At 45.4% G+C, this 16882-nt stretch carries 24 protein-coding genes and 1 pseudogene; 16 read left to right on the top strand and 9 right to left on the bottom strand.

Features of this window, described 5'->3' with window-relative positions; translation table 11 throughout:
* The first annotated feature begins 70 nt into the window (after positions 1-70).
* From QUA10_RS17340 to QUA10_RS17325, 4 genes are all read left to right on the top strand, one after another.
* A complete protein-coding gene (locus QUA10_RS17340; RefSeq protein ID WP_333037358.1) occupies positions 71-247 on the top strand; it encodes a hypothetical protein in 177 nt (58 codons plus the stop codon).
* A 37-nt stretch (positions 248-284) separates the two neighbouring features.
* A complete protein-coding gene (locus tag QUA10_RS17335) occupies positions 285-1547 on the top strand; it encodes a class I SAM-dependent methyltransferase (protein ID WP_333083672.1) in 1263 nt (420 codons plus the stop codon).
* A gap of 142 nt (positions 1548-1689) precedes the next feature.
* Positions 1690-1938, top strand: a complete 249-nt coding sequence (locus tag QUA10_RS17330; RefSeq protein ID WP_333083673.1) for a hypothetical protein — start codon at positions 1690-1692, stop codon at positions 1936-1938.
* A 156-nt stretch (positions 1939-2094) separates the two neighbouring features.
* Entirely contained in the window at positions 2095-2340 is a 246-nt protein-coding gene (locus QUA10_RS17325) for a hypothetical protein (protein ID WP_333083674.1), read from the top strand.
* A gap of 200 nt (positions 2341-2540) precedes the next feature.
* Here the strand turns inward: QUA10_RS17325 and QUA10_RS17320 are convergent, their stop codons facing one another.
* Positions 2541-3908: a leucine-rich repeat domain-containing protein gene (locus QUA10_RS17320; protein ID WP_333083675.1), complete on the bottom strand. Its 1368-nt coding sequence runs from the start codon at positions 3906-3908 to the stop codon at positions 2541-2543.
* A 217-nt stretch (positions 3909-4125) separates the two neighbouring features.
* Here QUA10_RS17320 and QUA10_RS17315 point away from each other — a divergent pair, with 217 nt between their 5' ends.
* Entirely contained in the window at positions 4126-4728 is a 603-nt protein-coding gene (locus tag QUA10_RS17315) for a YHYH domain-containing protein (RefSeq protein WP_333083676.1), read from the top strand.
* 110 nt (positions 4729-4838) lie between these two features.
* On the opposite strand, the gene QUA10_RS17310 is transcribed toward QUA10_RS17315, so the two are convergent.
* Positions 4839-5648 (bottom strand): hypothetical protein, encoded by an 810-nt coding sequence (locus tag QUA10_RS17310; RefSeq protein ID WP_333083677.1) that lies wholly within the window; start codon positions 5646-5648, stop codon positions 4839-4841.
* Positions 5649-5727: 79 nt separating this feature from the next.
* Here QUA10_RS17310 and QUA10_RS17305 point away from each other — a divergent pair, with 79 nt between their 5' ends.
* Positions 5728-5874, top strand: coding sequence for a hypothetical protein (locus QUA10_RS17305; RefSeq protein ID WP_333083678.1), 147 nt, complete (start codon positions 5728-5730; stop codon positions 5872-5874).
* A 171-nt stretch (positions 5875-6045) separates the two neighbouring features.
* Here QUA10_RS17305 and QUA10_RS17300 read toward each other — a convergent pair whose 3' ends face one another.
* Positions 6046-6174, bottom strand: coding sequence for a hypothetical protein (locus tag QUA10_RS17300; protein WP_333083679.1), 129 nt, complete (start codon positions 6172-6174; stop codon positions 6046-6048).
* A gap of 66 nt (positions 6175-6240) precedes the next feature.
* On the opposite strand from QUA10_RS17300, the gene QUA10_RS17295 reads away from it, so the two are divergent.
* Positions 6241-6837, top strand: coding sequence for a Uma2 family endonuclease (locus QUA10_RS17295; protein WP_333083680.1), 597 nt, complete (start codon positions 6241-6243; stop codon positions 6835-6837).
* A 26-nt stretch (positions 6838-6863) separates the two neighbouring features.
* On the opposite strand, the gene QUA10_RS17290 is transcribed toward QUA10_RS17295, so the two are convergent.
* The 6 genes and pseudogenes from QUA10_RS17290 to moaA all read right to left on the bottom strand — a co-directional run bounded on the left by QUA10_RS17290 (position 6864) and on the right by moaA (position 9732).
* Entirely contained in the window at positions 6864-7160 is a 297-nt protein-coding gene (locus QUA10_RS17290; protein WP_333083681.1) for an XRE family transcriptional regulator, read from the bottom strand.
* Complete coding sequence (locus QUA10_RS17285) at positions 7157-7507, bottom strand: type II toxin-antitoxin system RelE/ParE family toxin (protein WP_333083682.1); 351 nt, start codon at positions 7505-7507, stop codon at positions 7157-7159. Before QUA10_RS17285 ends, QUA10_RS17290 begins: the two co-directional genes overlap by 4 nt.
* Positions 7508-7595: 88 nt before the next feature.
* Positions 7596-7703, bottom strand: a pseudogene (locus QUA10_RS17280) (cyclic pyranopterin phosphate synthase MoaA); the annotation flags it as partial.
* 56 nt (positions 7704-7759) lie between these two features.
* Complete coding sequence (locus QUA10_RS17275) at positions 7760-8161, bottom strand: DUF7689 domain-containing protein (protein WP_333086320.1); 402 nt, start codon at positions 8159-8161, stop codon at positions 7760-7762.
* Between the two features lie 31 nt (positions 8162-8192).
* On the bottom strand, positions 8193-8681 hold the full coding sequence (locus tag QUA10_RS17270) for a hypothetical protein (RefSeq protein ID WP_333083684.1): 489 nt from the start codon (positions 8679-8681) through the stop codon (positions 8193-8195).
* Positions 8682-8742: 61 nt separating this feature from the next.
* Positions 8743-9732 (bottom strand): GTP 3',8-cyclase MoaA, encoded by a 990-nt coding sequence (moaA, locus tag QUA10_RS17265; RefSeq protein WP_333083686.1) that lies wholly within the window; start codon positions 9730-9732, stop codon positions 8743-8745.
* Positions 9733-9897: 165 nt separating this feature from the next.
* On the opposite strand from moaA, the gene QUA10_RS17260 reads away from it, so the two are divergent.
* From QUA10_RS17260 to QUA10_RS17220, 9 genes are all read left to right on the top strand, one after another.
* The gene (locus QUA10_RS17260; protein WP_333083687.1) at positions 9898-10350 is read left to right on the top strand and encodes a nitrate reductase associated protein; all 453 of its coding nucleotides are present in this window, start codon (positions 9898-9900) and stop codon (positions 10348-10350) included.
* Between the two features lie 329 nt (positions 10351-10679).
* Complete coding sequence (locus QUA10_RS17255) at positions 10680-11141, top strand: ATP synthase subunit I (protein WP_333037348.1); 462 nt, start codon at positions 10680-10682, stop codon at positions 11139-11141.
* A gap of 55 nt (positions 11142-11196) precedes the next feature.
* Positions 11197-11955: a F0F1 ATP synthase subunit A gene (gene atpB, locus QUA10_RS17250; protein ID WP_242717111.1), complete on the top strand. Its 759-nt coding sequence runs from the start codon at positions 11197-11199 to the stop codon at positions 11953-11955.
* A 128-nt stretch (positions 11956-12083) separates the two neighbouring features.
* Positions 12084-12329 carry an ATP synthase F0 subunit C gene (gene atpE / locus QUA10_RS17245; protein ID WP_006631105.1) on the top strand — a complete coding sequence of 82 codons (246 nt, stop codon included), beginning with the start codon at positions 12084-12086 and terminating at the stop codon, positions 12327-12329.
* Between the two features lie 97 nt (positions 12330-12426).
* Positions 12427-12912, top strand: a complete 486-nt coding sequence (locus QUA10_RS17240) for a F0F1 ATP synthase subunit B' (RefSeq protein ID WP_006631106.1) — start codon at positions 12427-12429, stop codon at positions 12910-12912.
* A gap of 87 nt (positions 12913-12999) precedes the next feature.
* On the top strand, positions 13000-13527 hold the full coding sequence (locus QUA10_RS17235) for a F0F1 ATP synthase subunit B (protein ID WP_333083688.1): 528 nt from the start codon (positions 13000-13002) through the stop codon (positions 13525-13527).
* A gap of 3 nt (positions 13528-13530) precedes the next feature.
* On the top strand, positions 13531-14076 hold the full coding sequence (gene atpH, locus QUA10_RS17230; RefSeq protein WP_333083690.1) for an ATP synthase F1 subunit delta: 546 nt from the start codon (positions 13531-13533) through the stop codon (positions 14074-14076).
* A 198-nt stretch (positions 14077-14274) separates the two neighbouring features.
* Positions 14275-15792: a F0F1 ATP synthase subunit alpha gene (atpA, locus tag QUA10_RS17225; protein WP_333083692.1), complete on the top strand. Its 1518-nt coding sequence runs from the start codon at positions 14275-14277 to the stop codon at positions 15790-15792.
* Positions 15793-15920: 128 nt separating this feature from the next.
* The gene (locus QUA10_RS17220) at positions 15921-16871 is read left to right on the top strand and encodes a F0F1 ATP synthase subunit gamma (RefSeq protein ID WP_006631110.1); all 951 of its coding nucleotides are present in this window, start codon (positions 15921-15923) and stop codon (positions 16869-16871) included.
* Positions 16872-16882: the final 11 nt, after the last annotated feature.

Genomic DNA, 16882 nt, shown 5'->3' with positions numbered 1-16882 from the left:
TGGGCTATTGACAGTCCTTGTTTGTTAAAAAGCCTGTCGAGATTTATTGTATAGATTTAAGAGAGCTTATATGAGAAAAAATGATAAGTTTTATTACGCAGAAGCTGTCAGGGCTTGGCTACCAGGGGTTTGTCGATCGCCCGATCCCTCTCTCTTAGGCTTCCCAACTTGGCGAGACGCCACTTTGGTTGCCAGTAAGGAAGCAATAGAAGTGCATCGCGTCGCGCTGTTCGTCCGTAGCTACTGACAACCAATCTCCAAACTCACGCACAATTACCTCACCTATGGATACTACGCCTGATATCAGTGCTGCCGTGCGGCGGCTTTACGATACTTTCCCTTTCCCGCCCGATCCGTTGTCAGATGAACCGCCGCCTGGGTACAACTGGCGCTGGAGTTGGCCTGATGCTTACAATTTTTGCACTGGCCAAAAGCCGCCAAAACTCGATATTCGGATTTTAGATGCTGGCTGCGGCACTGGTTCGAGCACCGATTATCTGATTCACCTCAATCCTGAAGCTTCGGTGACGGCGATCGACCTGAGTGAAGGTGCTTTGAAAGTAGCACAAGAACGGTGTCGGCGATCGGGGGCGCGCGAAGCTGATTTTCGCCACCTCAGCTTGTACGATGCCGCCGAGTTAGAGGGCGAGTTTGATTTGATTAACTGCGTGGGCGTGCTGCACCACTTACCAGATCCGATCCGGGGCATTCAAGCGCTGGCGGCGAAGTTGGCCGAGGGCGGTTTGATGCACATTTTTGTGTATGCTGAGCTCGGACGCTGGGAAATTCAACTCATGCAAAGGGCGATCGCACTTCTTCAAGGCCCGCAAAAAGGTGACTATCCCGATGGTGTGAAAGTCGGCCGTCAAATCTTTGCTTCTTTACCAGAAAACAACCGTCTTGTCAAGTACGAAAAACAGCGTTGGGCAGGAGAAAATCAGCGGGACGAATGTTTTGCTGATATGTATGTTCACCCGCAGGAAATTGACTACAATATTGAGACTTTGTTCGAGTTAATTGATGCTTCGGGATTGGAATTTATTGGTTTTTCAAATCCGGGATATTGGCAGTTAGAAAGACTTTTGGGGAAAGCGCCGGAATTGATAGAAAGAGCTCAGGGTTTGACGGAACGGGAGCTTTATCGATTAATTGAATTATTGGATACGGAAATCACTCATTACGAGTTTTTCTTGGGCAAAAAGCCTGTTAATAAAATTGATTGGTCGGACGATCAGGCTCTTTTGGCGGCAATTCCAGAGTTGAGTGGTTGTATGCACGGTTGGCCCAGTCAACAAGTGTTTGATTGCAACTACCAATTGATCAATTTGTCAAGTGCTGAATTTGAGTTTTTGCAAGGTTGTTTACCCCCCCCAGCCCCCCCTTGCCAAGGGGGGGAGAAAGAGGGAAGCCCTTACCAAGGGGGGGAGAAAGAGGGAAGCCCGTCTGGCAAAAGCATAGGAGAGATTTTGGCGGATGTGGAGATTGGATTGGATGAAGTGCGATCGATCTTGTCAAAACAGCTCATTTTGCTAACACCGAAATTATAGGGCTTTTTCATTATGTGAACGAACCGCGAAGACGCCAAGAGCGCGAAGGAAGAACTGCATCTCTTTCTTTCTCTTCCTTCGCGTCCGCGTGCCTCGCGGTTCATTTAATCTTAAATCTTGCACGATTCTCAATTAGCCTTTTATGAACAGGCAAGATGCCTGTTCCACAAGAAAATTTATCTTTTGTGGAACGGGCATCTTGCCCGTTCTTGAGAATGGTGCAACATCTCAGTTCACTCTTACTTCTTTACTGACTCCCGGTAAAATCCCAAATGGATTGACACAGGCCCCCGTCTGCGGCTACGCTTTGAAGTTAGAGGTTGCTTTGCTTGTAGAGGAAGTAGCCCGCGTCGCCCAAAAATCTAGTTGCACTGCCCAAAGCTGCTGGTAACAGCAATGGACAGCATAACCGCCAAACTGGTATCAGCAGTCTGGAGGCTAACGGAGTATCTTAACATCCTCTGTAGCCGCCCTGCTATGCGTTGAAAAGCGGGGCGGCTGGGTTTTTGGGTTTTTCTAGAAAACCCAAAACCAGGAGAACATAATTATGTCACAGGAATTCTTGCCTGACGACAACAAATTCGATCGGCCAAATGACGGCTCAGCAGCAGAATCGGAACAGGATGTGGTTTGTGTAACGGTGACAGGTTCGCCCAAGGGTGTCAGGGAAACCATACTCACTTTGTACCGCCTGGGATTTGCACAAGTGGGCGATTGGAGTCCCGTACAGCGTGCAGCCAATCCGAAGCAAGTGATGAGTGTGCTGATTCGCCGTCGGAAGCGCAAAGCGTAGGTGTTTGCTCGTTCCCAGGCTAGAGCCTGGGAACACCTTCCATGAGCATCTGCCTCCTGTTTTTGTTTTTATCCGCAAGCGAGGCAGAGCCTCTGGATCTCGGTTCCCAGGCCTTAGCCTGGGAACCAGTTAAAGTCGAAAATACTAAGTAAATCGCTTTGGTTTTTAAAATTCTTCTTTTTGGAAAATTTAAGAAGAAGTTAGGATCGGATTATCGGATTTCCTTTCAATGCGACTTTTTCCAGCATTACAATGTCAAGAAGCGTCTTTGAAATGGAGGTAATCTTATTACTACTGAGGTCTAGCCATGTCAGATTGGACAGTTGCCCAAACGTTTCCGGGATGGATGTAATATTATTAAGACTAAGGTAAAGTTCTGTCAGATTCGATAGTTGCCCGAGCGCCTCTGAAATGGAGGTAATCTTATTACTACTGAGGTCAAGCAATGTCAGATTGGACAGTTGCCCAAGCGTTTCCGGGATGGATGTAATATTATTAAGACTAAGGTAAAGTTCTGTCAGATTCGACAGTTGTCCGAACGCCTCTGGGATGGTGGTAATCTCATTGTAATTAAGATTAAGCCATATCAGATTGTACAGTTGCCCAAGCGCTTCAGGGATGGTAGTAATCTTATTGCTACTGAAGTCAAGCACTTCCAAAGAAGACAGTTGCCCAAGAGCCTCTGGGATGGAGGTAATCACATTGTTACCGAGATCAAGCCGTCTCAGATTAGACAGTTGCCCGATCGCCTCGGGGATGGAGGTAATCTCATTGTAATTAAGGTCAAGGAATATCAGATTGGACAGTTGCCCGATCGCCTCGGGGATGGAGGTAATCTCATTATTATCCAGGTCAAGCTCAACCAGATTGGACATTTGCCCAAGCGATTCTGGGATGGAAGTAATTTCATTGTTATTAAGGTGAAGCACTGACAAATTGGACGGTTGCCCGAGCAACTCTGGGATAGAGGTAATTTCATTGTTATCGATGTGAAGCACTCTCAGATAGGACAATTGCCATAGCAACTCTGGAATAGAGGTAATTTTATTGTTATTGAGGTAAAGCACTATCAAATCAGACAATTGCCCGAACGACTCTGGGATGGTGGTAATCTGATTGCGACTGAGGTCAAGCCATCTCAGATTGGATAGTTGCCCAAGCGACTCTGGAATGGAGGTAAGCTCATTGTCACTGAGGTGAAGTATTCTCAGATTAGACAATTGCCCAAGATATTTTGAAATAGAGGTAATCTTATTTCTACTGAGGTTAAGCTCTATCAGATTCGACAATTGCCCTATAGCTTTTGGGATGAAGGTAATTTGATTGCAAGCAAGGTCAAGGGTTTGTAAGTTGGGTAATTGAAGAACACCATCAGGAAACTTAGTTAGCTTATTTCCCACACATTTTATTTTTTCCTCATCCCACTTCCCCAATACCAAGGTCTTAAGCTGTGTACACTTGCCAATCTGCTCCGGCAATCTTTTTAAGCCCAACCCAGCCAAATCCAGTTCCGTCAATTTTTCCTCGATTGCTTGGTCAATTCGTCGCCCTGCTTCCTTTAGCGTCATATCCTTTGTCTCTCCGTAACATTTATTTTATTGTGACAATTAAATTTAGCCTATTTGAAAAAACGACAAAAATCAGGATACGGCAGAAAAAGAACACACTAATGTGGATTCTTATGTCAGGCGCTGTAGGATAGATCGTAACGCGATCGTAACTCGCTCTTGATTTCGCAGCATCTACGGCTTGTTTGACCAAAATACCAAACCACTATGACACCTCATGAAAATTAATCACAAGGTATCCAAAGCCCTAACTGCTGCTTTATTAGCTTTATCGACTATCTCGCTCACGGACAATAGCTGGGCAAGTCCTGGTGGCACTGATGCCAAGGGATGTCATACCAGTCGCACAAGCGGATACCATTGTCACAATTCCGGTTCTGGGTCGGGTTCTTCCGGTTCTGGGTCGGGTTCTTCCGGTTCTGGGTCGGGTTCTTCCGGTTCTGGTTCTCGTTCACCCAGTGGCGGAGGTTCGGAAGGCGTTTGTCTGACGTTCAACGACTGCATGAGTCGCGGGGAAACGCAACTTAAGTCGAATCCAGCCCAAGCGCTCAACTATTTTCAGCAAGCCTTACTCCTCAAACCAGAAGATATCAAAGCATTTACGCAAATTAACGTTGTTGAGCCTTACGTGATGGCGATACCCGGTACTTGTCCAGATTTCAAAACCTGTATGAATTTGGGATACGCAGGAATGAAACAGAAAGACTACCAAACCGCGTTAGTCAATTTCAAGCGAGCCTTAGCGTTTAATTTAGGAAACAAATACGCCATTGACGCGATTGGTAATGTTTCTCGCAATATCCAACAATCGCGCAATTGATACAACCTATTCCAGGTTGATGAAGTGTAGGGACAAAGGCTTTCACCCTGTCCCTACGAGAATATAACGATAGGCAGGGTACTTCCCTAGATAACAATGGATAAAAATAATTATTTAGTAAAACGTTTTACTGATAGAATATCTTTTTCAATTTGTAAAATTTGACGTTCAATAGCAGCTTTCCTCGCTTCGTTAGGTCTTAACTGTGCGTCCCTTTGATAACGAATATTACGTCGTTCGCTAGCTGCAATTTTAGAATTATAAATACCTAAAAAATTACCGCCAGCACGAACACTTTTTGAACGCGCTCTTTCGTTAACATTCTTCATGGTAGATGTAACCTCTTTCTTCTGCAACTGCAACTCTTTTTTGGTAAAAGATAATTCTTTTAGTAATGCTTTTTGTTGATCTGAATTATTAGGAGTGAAATCTATAGATTCCTGCAATTTTAATGCCATGTTTTCTAGAATTTCTTGATACTTTTGCTTGAATTTTGTTTGTGTAGCAGTATTAACATTACTGTACTGCAAAACAACCGTATCTAAAAGTTTTATTTTATCAACTATTTCAGCGATAACAACTTCAGCTTCTTTATCCCATTCAGCTACCTCAGAAAAAGTAGAAAGATTTCTAAACTTATTCATTAAATAGTCGAAAGGAATTTCACTAATTAAAGATTCCCCTTGGGCAAATAATTTACCTTCGGCTGTTAGTGTCCGTTGTAACTTACTATTGTAATTGCGAGCAAAAGTTTTACCACTATTTGTGAAAAATATCCAAAATACTAACCCTATGCCTACTATTACACCAAACGAATAGAGAAGTCGAAAAAAATCATTACTAAATACTTTAAGTAAATTCGCTAGCAATATAAAAACAATACTTACCGCTGCAATAACTAAATATTCAACGCGATACATAAAACCTCCAAGTAGTGTGCGCTCTACCAGCCCAGACAACATTGTAAATAACTTATAGATAAACAACAAGTATATACCATTGACATATCTCGGCACGAGAGCGGATAGAGAGGGGTTAAACGCGCAAATAGACGGCGCTGGTGTGGTGTTAGGTGGTGGCGGTGGTGAGGCGATTGCCCCTGCGGTCAGTGGCGGTGCTGGCAGTGTCGGGGCGGTGCTGTTGTGACGTGCGAGTGTGACGCAAAAAAGCTAGACCGCCACCGCTCCGACACTGGCAACAGTTTGATCGCTCCGAGCGACCGCGCGCGCTAGACCCGCAACACTCCCACCGCTCCAACCGTGGTTAGGTGCAATTGTGCCAGCCGTGGCAGTCCTCACCATCCAATCTACCTCAAACTCACCCACACCGCCCTAAATGGTGCAATTTTGGAGCCGTGGCAGCCGTGCCAAGTGTCGGAGATGTCGAGACGATCGCCCCGTGTCGATCGGACAGTGCTACCCAGCTTGTTAATTCAATGAAAATCACTGCGGCCGCCACTTCCCTCGGATGTGTAAATATTTTAATAACAATAACAATCTTGGAAGGTAAAAGATGATACAAGCCCACAAACAAAAACTTACCTTTGAAGAGTACCTCACCTATGAGGACGACACCGACAACCGCTACGAATTAATTGACGGAGACTTAGTAACATTGCCACCAGAATCTGAACCCAACAACGCCATTGTCAGCTATCTGTTTTTAGTCCTCGTCAATACTGGCATCCCTTGGCGGTGTATCAAAACACATATGTGCGAAATCCAAGTTCCGATCCTGCGCGAGGGCGACGCAGCTAACCGTTACCCCGATTTAGTGATTTTGCGGCCAGAACACATCTTGCTGACAGCATCTAGGCTAACTATCACCCTTGATATGCCGCCTCCTCAGTTGGTGGTTGAGGTTGTTAGTCCTGGGAGAATTGGGCGCGATCGCGATTACATTACTAAACGAGCTCAATATGCAGCGCGGGGTATCCCTGAGTATTGGATTGTTGACCCTCAAGAGCAAATTGTAGCCGTACTTCAACTAGAATCGGGTGAGTATGTGGAAGTTGGGATGTTTCAAGGGGAACAAACACTTGTTTCTCCAACATTTCCGCAGTTGAATTTGACGGCTGGACAAGTTTTGGGAGGAGAGTTTCAGTTGTAGAATGCGCCAAATTGCATAATTTTTACCTAAGCTACCTTGGGGCAAATTTCGACTTTGACAGTCATACCTACTTTATTGAGCATTGCAATCAGACTGTCAACGGAAAACTGCCCTATTTTACCTTGAGTTAGAGCTTTGATTCGATCCTTGGACTGTTGGAGATGTTGAGCCGTTTGATCGAGAGTCCAACCGCGCTCTTTAATCTGATGAGTCAGGGCGAGAATTAGTTGCGATCGGATTAGTAAGTTATCAGCTTCTTCGGCTGAAAATCCGAGGTCTAGAAAGATATTATCGGCTGCTTGGATAATAGTATTTTCGCTCATTGTGCCGGTTCTCTTGAGTTTAAACGATTTTGTAACAAATCTTGGTAGCGTTTCTGCCCAACTTCGATATTTTTCTTGGCTGTTTTCTGAGTTTTCTTTTGGAAGGCATGGAGCACATAAATAGCTTCTTCAAATCTAGCAATATAGAAAACCCGATAGGCATTTTCTGTCCGAATCCGAATTTCTTCAACGCCTTTACCTACGATCGACATCGGTTTAAAGTCTGGTGGTTGTATGCCCTGCTGGAGAGTCCAAAGTGAAAAACCGGCTTCTTTTCGGGCATCTTCAGGAAGAGATTGGATTTCTTCGCGGGCAAGGCCAACCCACCGAATCGGCTTGATGGTCATCGAGTTTGTTGAGAATCGAATACTGTGACAATTATACTCAAGTATTGCCTTAAGTATTTTATTTCTTCAGCGCTCTATGTCGGTTAGTTCACCCGGCGATTTGAGACATTGTGCGGCTGTAATTTCCTTGAGTAGTTCCCGAATCTCGCTGCTTGAAATTAATCTCCGGTTTAATCTCTAATATGTGCCGCACTCGATCGCATTTAATATAATTATTTGTAAATTGGGTTGAGTTAAAGCGATCGCCTTTCCCTAATTTATCGCACATTTAAGAATTTGACCGACAACTCCATACCTGTCGCCTGTCAATCCATCCAATTCGTGTTCAACATCTTCCAACCATCCAAGTTTACTTGTCCACTTACCATTAGGTAACTGTCTGGCTGCATGAGTAGGGATACCGCTAGAATCAACATATATTGCTATTTTTTGATATCCAGCTTCTAATATATCACCATTACAAAGTTCATATCCCAGTGTTTGATAAGCCTGAATATATGCGTCTAAAGTCTCCTCTTGCGGCACGCCTTCTGGCCAATAGAATTGCTCTCCCGGTATCGGTTGCCACCAGCGATCTTCTTCACCAGCAGCCCATGCAAAGCAATTATATTCCTGTGACTTTTGGCTAGTAACTCGATAATCAGTGTGAGACAAGTTAGGCCATTTAATTTCAAGTTCCGGTCTTCTATACATTCTCTTCAATCGCGTAGCCTCGATCACTACCCCACTCTATCCAAGCTGATGCCATCTGTTTTACCCTTCCCCTTTGTTCCGGTTTAATGGGATTTTCACCCGTAATTGCATTCAATGCAGCTAACCAGTAAAGGGGATTTTTTTGCAGTTCCGATAGCAACAGCGGCACGACTTGAGATCCCATATTAATGATTTCCTGATATGCAGGATGCTGAGACATTTGAGCTGTGGAAGACATTCCCGCAACTTGACTTTCCCATTCCGTAGCAAGAGTATAAAATTTGTCAATTACCTGGCTCGAAATTTCAGCATTTTTATTGAAGATATCTCTATCGGTATTTGCTGCGGGATTTTCTCGTTGCGCGATCGAGCTTTCAATGTTCATCAAGACTAATTCTTCGATGGATACATTCATCTCAGCAGCAACTTTTTGTAGCTTCAGCATCAGCAGGTCTGAAATGGCGATCGAGATGGTGTTCATCTGACTTACAAAATTGGATGATGTCTTAAGTGTACCAACTAAATTATCGATTTCGGGCAGTTCATCCGCCGATTTGAGACATGGTGCGGCTGTAACTTCCTTGAGTAGTTCCCGAATCTCGCTGCTTGAAATTAATCTCCGGTTTAATTTCTAATATGTGCCGCACTCGATCGCGCAATTCGCTTGTAGGAGTCCCACCACGCAGAGCAGTTTTTAAGTCAATTTGACCCGTTTCGTTCAGCAGACAAGGCCGCAGCCACCCGTCAGCAGACAAACGCATCCGGTTGCAGCGATCGCAAAAACACTCGGACATTTGGCTAATAAATCCTAAAGTGCCCTTCGCCCCCGGAATTTGAAACACATCCGCCGGCCCATTTCCGCGAACACCCGACTCAGCTAACCCGTATTTGTCGTTAATTTGTTGCCGCAATTCGGCCGATGCTACCCAACCTTTATCGCCAAATAAATCCCCATTCCCGATCGGCATAAACTCAATAAAACGAACGTGCCAATTCCGGTTAATTGTTAACGCCGCTAAATCCAATATTTCGCCGTCATTCACACCGGGAATTACCACAACATTCAGTTTCAGCGGGTCGAATCCAGCTTGATAAGCTGCTTGAATTCCCTCCCAAACCTGCGTCCATCGCGATCGTCCCCGACTGCCAATTATCTTATCAAAAGTCTCCGGTTCCAAGGAATCCAAACTAATATTAATCCGGCGCAAACCAGCATTGTAGAGATTTTCCGCCATTCCCGCCAGCAAAAAGCCGTTAGTTGTCATTGACAAATCTCGCGTTTCGGGCAAAGATGCGATCGACCTCACCAATTCCACCACCCCAGGCCGCAGCAGCGGTTCCCCCCCAGTCAAGCGAAACTTGGTAAATCCCACAGGTATAAAAACTTCCCGCAGCAGAGTTAGCAATTCCGAGTGAGTTAACAACTGCTGCTGCAATACATAGTCCAACTCGCTACCTTCCGGCATACAGTAGAGACAGCGGAAGTTGCAGCGGTCTATTAAACTAATCCGAAGGTAGTCTACGGTATCCATGTCAATAGTTTGTAATATTATTTAATTATAAATGGCGATCGCATTTTCTGCAATTATTGATAGAAAGCAAAAAACCTGCATCGATTTCTCTCTTTTCTCTTACTCTGTGCTCTCTGCGTCCTCTGCGGTTAATAAAAAAAATCTAGTTTGCAAGTCTATACATCTATGACATTCTTTGAATTTGAAGCTGATTTTGTCGAAGCTTTGCGCTGCATCCCCATGCAAGTACGTCTCAAGTTAGATACTTGCGGCATTAAATTGAAGTTGCAGGATTGGAATCATTTTAACCAAGCAGAACGGCAAAGTCTTGTAGAGTTACCTTGCTTGACAGAAGCAGAAATTATTGATTACCGAGAACAGCTAAATCAAATATTAATTCAACAGACAGGCAAACCGGGAACTGATTTGGCTGTTGATGAAAATCCCCCGTGGATGGATGCTGCAACTGTACCGGAGTCGGTTTCTGCAAAAGCGCAAGAGCTCGGCGTGACAATTTCTTTGGCCCAGTGGGCGAGTTTGCAGCCTCTACAGCGATTTGCTTTGATTAAGCTTAGTCGATCGAGTCACGAGAATAAAAATTTCATCCCGGCGCTTCAAGAGTTTAAGGTTATTGAATGAGATCGAATTTGAATTAACTCTTGTAGGGCGCAGAGGCAGACAAGGGAGAGTTACCTCATCGATTCGTGCGATCGTCCTGTGTACCCTCTCACTACGTGAGGCTTACTTAGTGAGAAAGACGAGAACAATGTGTAAAAAAGTGTTATCTGGCGGTGGAAGATTTAGGGTAAGGTCGATCGGACATTTAACGGCTTGAGGTTTCCGAAGCGCCCGGAACCAAATTCCGAAAATATGATTAATTTTATTTTAAGTATTGTTACCGCAGCGTGGTATTATTTTTCTGAGTTTGCAAAGCACTCGCCTGCTACCTGCATTAGTTTCTGAGCTTCGTGAACACGCAAAACACACCCACCGAACCCACACCAGCAACCGAGGATATTCCTCAAGCTGGCACAGTCTCGACAGTCTCGACAGTCTCGTCCGAGACAACGAATCCCATGCAAGACTTTTATCGCCTTCAACAAGAGTTGTTGGCGTACACCCTTGCTTTTACGGCGATTATTTTTATCTCCGTTTGGATTTTTTACTCCCTTAACATTGCCCTGAATTATTTGCTTGGGGCGGTCACAGGTGTGGTTTACTTAAAGATGTTGGCTAGAGACGTTGAACGAATCGGCAGCCAAAATCAACGCATCAGCAAGACAAGGCTCGGTCTGTTTTTCGCGGTGATGATAGTAGGAACACAGTGGAATCAGCTACAGATTTTACCGATATTTTTGGGATTTCTGACTTACAAAGCTGCGCTGATGGTTTACGTGATCCGAAGTGCATTAGCACTAGATTACAGGTAAGTCAGGTAAGAAGAGCAAAACTCAACTCATCGATTTGTATGGGGAAGCCCGTTGAATGGCAATGCTTGACGTTCTAAACACCTTTAATCGTTTCCCCCTCGCCAAATTGGAAGTTGGCCAGCAGTTGTACTGGCAACTCGGCAATCTGAAAGTGCATGGACAGGTTTTTCTAACCTCGTGGTTTGTAATTGCTGTTTTAGTCGTAGTTTCGATTTTAGGAACCAGCAAAATCCAGCGAATTCCCAGCGGAATGCAAAATTTTATGGAGTATGCGCTGGAATTTATTCGGGACTTGGCTAAAAACCAAATTGGGGAAAAAGAATATCGCCCTTGGGTACCGTTTATTGGTACATTATTTCTGTTCATCTTTGTGTCAAACTGGTCTGGCGCTCTAATTCCTTGGAAGCTGATTAAGCTGCCATCAGGCGAATTGGGAGCTCCTACCGCTGACATCAACACGACGGTAGCATTTGCACTGCTGACTTCTCTAGCATATTTTTATGCAGGTCTCAGCAAAAGCGGCTTGGGGTATTTCGCCCACTATGTTGAACCGGTGCCTTTCATGTTGCCGTTCAAAATCATAGAAGATTTCACTAAGCCTCTGTCCCTAAGTTTCCGTTTGTTTGGCAACATTCTTGCGGACGAGTTGGTGGTCGGAGTGCTAGTGTTGCTAGTGCCTTTATTTGTTCCTCTGCCAGTGATGGTTCTGGGACTATTTACCAGTGCAATTCAAGCTTTGATTTTTGCAACCTTAGCCGCAGCCTACATAGGTGAAGCTCTAGAAGGCGGTCACGGCGAAGAACACCACGATTAACTAACGATAAACGGCGAAGAATGAAGGAGGAAAAAGAAAATTTCTGAACTCAAACTTCCTCCCGTCACATCGGACAATTCTCTAGACTTTCTGTTCTCAATTTTGTACTTTAGATAAGGAAAATCATCATGAACCCAACAGTTGCTGCCGCTTCCGTAATTGCCGCCGCTTTGGCAGTAGGTTTAGCTGCAATCGGCCCTGGCATCGGTCAAGGAAATGCAGCAGGTCAGGCTGTAGAAGGGATTGCCCGTCAGCCGGAAGCAGAAGGTAAAATTCGCGGCACCTTGCTGTTGAGTTTGGCGTTCATGGAAGCGCTCACAATTTACGGTTTGGTCGTAGCCCTAGTGCTGCTGTTTGCCAACCCCTTCGCATAATAATTGAAAATTTTAGATTTGAGGTTTTGGCGATTCTAATCCAAAATCTCAAATCTAAAATCGATTAAGCGAATTAGATGGAAGCCGTCAAAAAATCATGATGCACTGGACAGTATTACTAGCAGTTGAAGAAGCGGCTAAGGAAGGGGGACTGTTTGATATAGATGCTACGCTGCCTCTGATGGCGGTGCAGTTTTTAATTCTAGTCGCAGTCTTGAATGTAATTTTTTACAAGCCGCTCAGCAAGTCAATTGACGATCGCGCCGATTACATTCGCAACACTCAAGTCTCCGCTCAAGAACGCTTGGCAAAAGCTCAGCAACTAGCGCAGCAGTACGAGCAAAAACTGGGAGAAACTCGCAAACAGTCTCAATCAGTAATTGCTGCTGCTCAAGCTGATGCCCAAAAAATTGGGGCAGCAAAAGTAGCTGAGGCTCAACAAGAAGCTCAAGTCGCGCGAGAAAAGGCTGGGCAAGAAATAGAGCAGCAAAAGCAAGAAGCAATGCGCTCACTAGAACAACAAGTAGACGCGCTCAGCGGCCAAATTCTCGAAAAGCTATTAGGGCAGTCGCTGGCCAAATAGCGAGACAGAAGAGTTTTAGATTTTTGATGGAATCTCAAATCTAAAATCGCTTCACCCAATCTGCACGCGCAATTATGGAAGAGTATCATGGGGACTGTTTTATTGCTAGCCACAGAAGCTAGCCACGAAGGTGGTTTCGGTTTAAATTTCGATATTTTAGAAACCAACCTGATTAACCTGGTCATTATTATTGCAGTGCTGTTTTATTTCGGGCGCGGATTTGTAGGTAAAATCCTGACAGAGAGGCGTTCGGCTATCCAAGAGGCGATTCAAGAAGCAGAAAAACGCCAAAAAGATGCAGCAGCAGCTCTAGCAGAGCAACAGCAAAAATTGACTCAAGCGCAAGCAGAAGCGGAACGAATTCGTGCCGCTGCTGAAGAAACTGCCAAGAAAGCAAAAGAAGCAATTCTAGCTCAGGCAGCGCAGGACGTTGAACGAATGAGATCAACAGCAGGTCAAGAGTTGGAAGCGGAGCGGGAAAGAGCGATCGCCCAACTGCGATCGGCGGTTGTATCTCTGGCATTAGCAAAGGTGGAAAGCCAGCTAAAAACTAGCTTGGACGACAGCGCTCAACACCAATTAATCGATCGCAGCATTGCGTTACTGGGAGGCTAAAACGTGAGTACAGTTAGCACAGAAGTCTTACAGCCTTACGCATCTGCCTTGATGTCACTGGCTCAGTCCAGTAATCTCTCAGAGAAGTTCGGCGAAGATATTCGTTCCTTGCTGAGCCTGCTAGAAGGTTCGGAAGACTTGCGTCAATTTTTAGCCAATCCGCTGATCAAACCGGATGCTAAAAAAGCTGTGATTCAGCAAATAGCGGGTGAAGAAATGAGCCCCTTGATGCACAGCTTTCTGAAGCTTTTAGTAGACAAAGGAAGAATTCTTTTTTTAGAAGGAATTGGGAAACAATACTTGGCAAGGCTCCGAGAACTCAACCAAACAGTATTGGCTGAAGTTACATCGGCTGTCCCGCTTTCAGACGCTCAACAGCAGACTGTTCGCGAGAAAGTGCAGGCGATGACCAGCGCTAGAAGCGTAGAAATTGAAACCAAAATAGACGCAGATTTAATCGGCGGTGTGGTAATCAAAGTAGGCTCTCAAGTAATTGATGCCAGCCTGCGGGGACAATTGCGCCGTTTGGGACTTCGCTTGAATTCCTGATTTAAGGAAGCAGGAAGAAGGAAGAAGGAAGAAGGAAGAAGGAAGAAGGAAGAATCAAACAGGAAGCAGGAAGAAATTAATTTCTGTTTTTTAGTTGTTATTCCCAAATGCTTATTACCAAATCCCAATTCTTTCTGGCCGAAAACATCGACGTACAACTGACAACTAACAACTGACAACTGACAAATAATAACTAACATGGCAGCAATCAGACCTGACGAAATTAGCAGCATTATTCGCCAGCAAATTGAGCAGTACGACCAAGACGTAAAAGTCTCTAACGTCGGTACTGTTCTGCAAGTAGGCGACGGCATTGCTCGGATTTATGGCTTGGATAAAGCCATGTCTGGGGAATTGCTAGAATTTGCCGACGGCACTGTGGGCATTGCACTGAACCTCGAACAAGATAACGTGGGTGCAGTGTTGATGGGCCAAGGCCTCGGCATTCAAGAAGGTTCGGCAGTTACTGCTACTGGCAGAATTGCTGAAGTCCCCGTGGGTGAAGCAATGTTGGGACGGGTAGTTGATGCTTTGGCCCGTCCGATTGACGGCAAAGGAGAAATTAAAACTACTGAATCTCGCTTGATTGAATCTCCGGCACCGGGGATTGTTTCTCGCCGTTCTGTTTACGAACCGATGCAAACAGGAATTACCGCTATTGATGCGATGATTCCGGTGGGAAGAGGACAGCGGGAACTGATTATCGGTGACAGACAAACCGGTAAAACTGCGATCGCGATCGACACAATCATCAACCAAAAATCGGAAAACGTGATCTGCGTTTACGTAGCGATCGGTCAAAAAGCTTCTACAGTAGCTAACATCGTCAACGTCCTGCAAGAAAAGGGCGCGATGGACTACACGATCGTAGTAGCAGCCAACGCTAGTGACCCCGCAACCCTGCAATATTTGGCTCCCTACACAGGTGCTAGCTTAGCCGAGTATTTCATGTACAAAGGCAAGCACACTTTGGTCATTTACGATGACCTTTCCAAACAAGCACAAGCTTACCGCCAAATGTCTCTGTTGCTGCGCCGTCCTCCCGGTCGCGAAGCTTATCCCGGAGACGTGTTTTACCTGCACTCTCGCTTGCTAGAACGCGCTGCTAAATTGAGCGACGAGTTGGGCGAAGGCAGCATGACAGCTTTGCCGATTATCGAAACCCAAGCTGGTGACGTTTCTGCTTACATTCCGACGAACGTAATTTCGATTACCGACGGTCAAATCTTCCTTTCTTCTGACTTGTTTAACGCTGGTTTGCGTCCGGCAGTAAACCCCGGTATTTCGGTATCGCGGGTTGGTTCGGCAGCTCAAACTAAGGCGATGAAAAAAGTAGCCGGTAAGGTGAAATTGGAATTGGCGCAGTTTGAAGAACTGGCAGCATTTTCTCAGTTTGCTTCTGACTTGGATAAAGCTACTCAAAATCAATTGTCGCGCGGTCAGCGCTTGCGGGAACTGTTGAAACAGCCTCAAAGCTCGCCTCTGCCGATGAACGAACAAGTGGCTGTGATCTATGCTGGCATTAACGGCTACATGGATGACATCGATGTGGACAAAGTAAGCAAGTTTACTGTTGGTTTGCGCGACTATTTGCGGACTAGCAAGCCGAAGTACGGCGAAATTGTTCAAGGCGGAAAAGCTTTGACTGATGAAGCTGAGAAGCTGCTGAAAGAAGGCATCACTGAATACAAGCAAAGTTTTCTAGTTTCTGCGTAGACAAGTAGGAATTTTGAACCGCAGATGAACGCGGATTAACGCAGATAATCTGAAGTTAATCTGCGTTACTCTGCGTTAATCTGCGGTTTTAATTAAGAAGATGCGGGCAAGGATGTAAGGAGAAAGTTATGGCAAATCTGAAAACTATTCGCGATCGCATTAAGTCGGTCAAGAACACTAAAAAGATTACAGAAGCAATGCGCTTGGTGGCCGCTGCAAAGGTGCGCCGCGCTCAAGAACAGGTGACTGCTACTCGTCCTTTTGCCGATCGACTGGCAGAGGTATTGTACGGTTTGGCGGAACGCTTGCAGTTTGAAAACCTGGATTTGCCGCTGCTGAAAAAACGCGAAGTGCGATCGGTGGGACTGTTGGTAGTTTCGGGCGATCGGGGTTTGTGCGGCGGCTACAACAGCAACATCATCAGATACGCCGAAAATCGCGCTAAGGAAATCAAAGCTGAAGGCTTAGACTACAAATACGTGTTGGTAGGACGCAAAGCTACTCAGTATTTCCAGCGCCGCGAACAGCCGATCGATGCTACTTACGCTAACTTAGAACAAATTCCCACAGCACCGGAAGCGGCACAAATTGCTGACGAATTGCTTTCTTTGTTCCTGTCAGGAACTGTGGACAGAGTTGAGCTAATTTACACCAAGTTTGTGTCATTAATTAGTTCGCGTCCGGTAATTCAAACTTTGCTGCCCCTCGACCCCCAAGGTTTGGAAACTCCTGATGATGAAATCTTCCGCTTGACATCGCAAGGCGGACAGTTTCAAGTATCGCGGGAGAAGGTTGCTTCACCTACGAAGAGTTTGCCCAGAGACATGATTTTCGAGCAAGATCCGGCGCAAATTCTGGAGGCTCTTTTGCCCTTGTATTTGAACAACCAATTGCTGCGGGCTTTGCAAGAGTCTGCTGCTAGCGAGTTGGCTGCGCGGATGACGGCGATGAACAATGCTAGTGAGAATGCTAGCGATTTGATCGGTAGTTTGACGCTGACTTATAACAAGGCGCGGCAAGCGGCAATTACTCAGGAAATCCTGGAAGTTTGCGGCGGTGCTGAGGCTTTGAACGGTTAGGTTAGGGTTGA

The sequence above is a fragment of the Microcoleus sp. Pol8_D6 genome, assembly GCF_036700965.1.
Classification (GTDB): domain Bacteria; phylum Cyanobacteriota; class Cyanobacteriia; order Cyanobacteriales; family Microcoleaceae; genus Microcoleus.
This window is presented reverse-complemented; position numbering and strand designations above follow the sequence as displayed.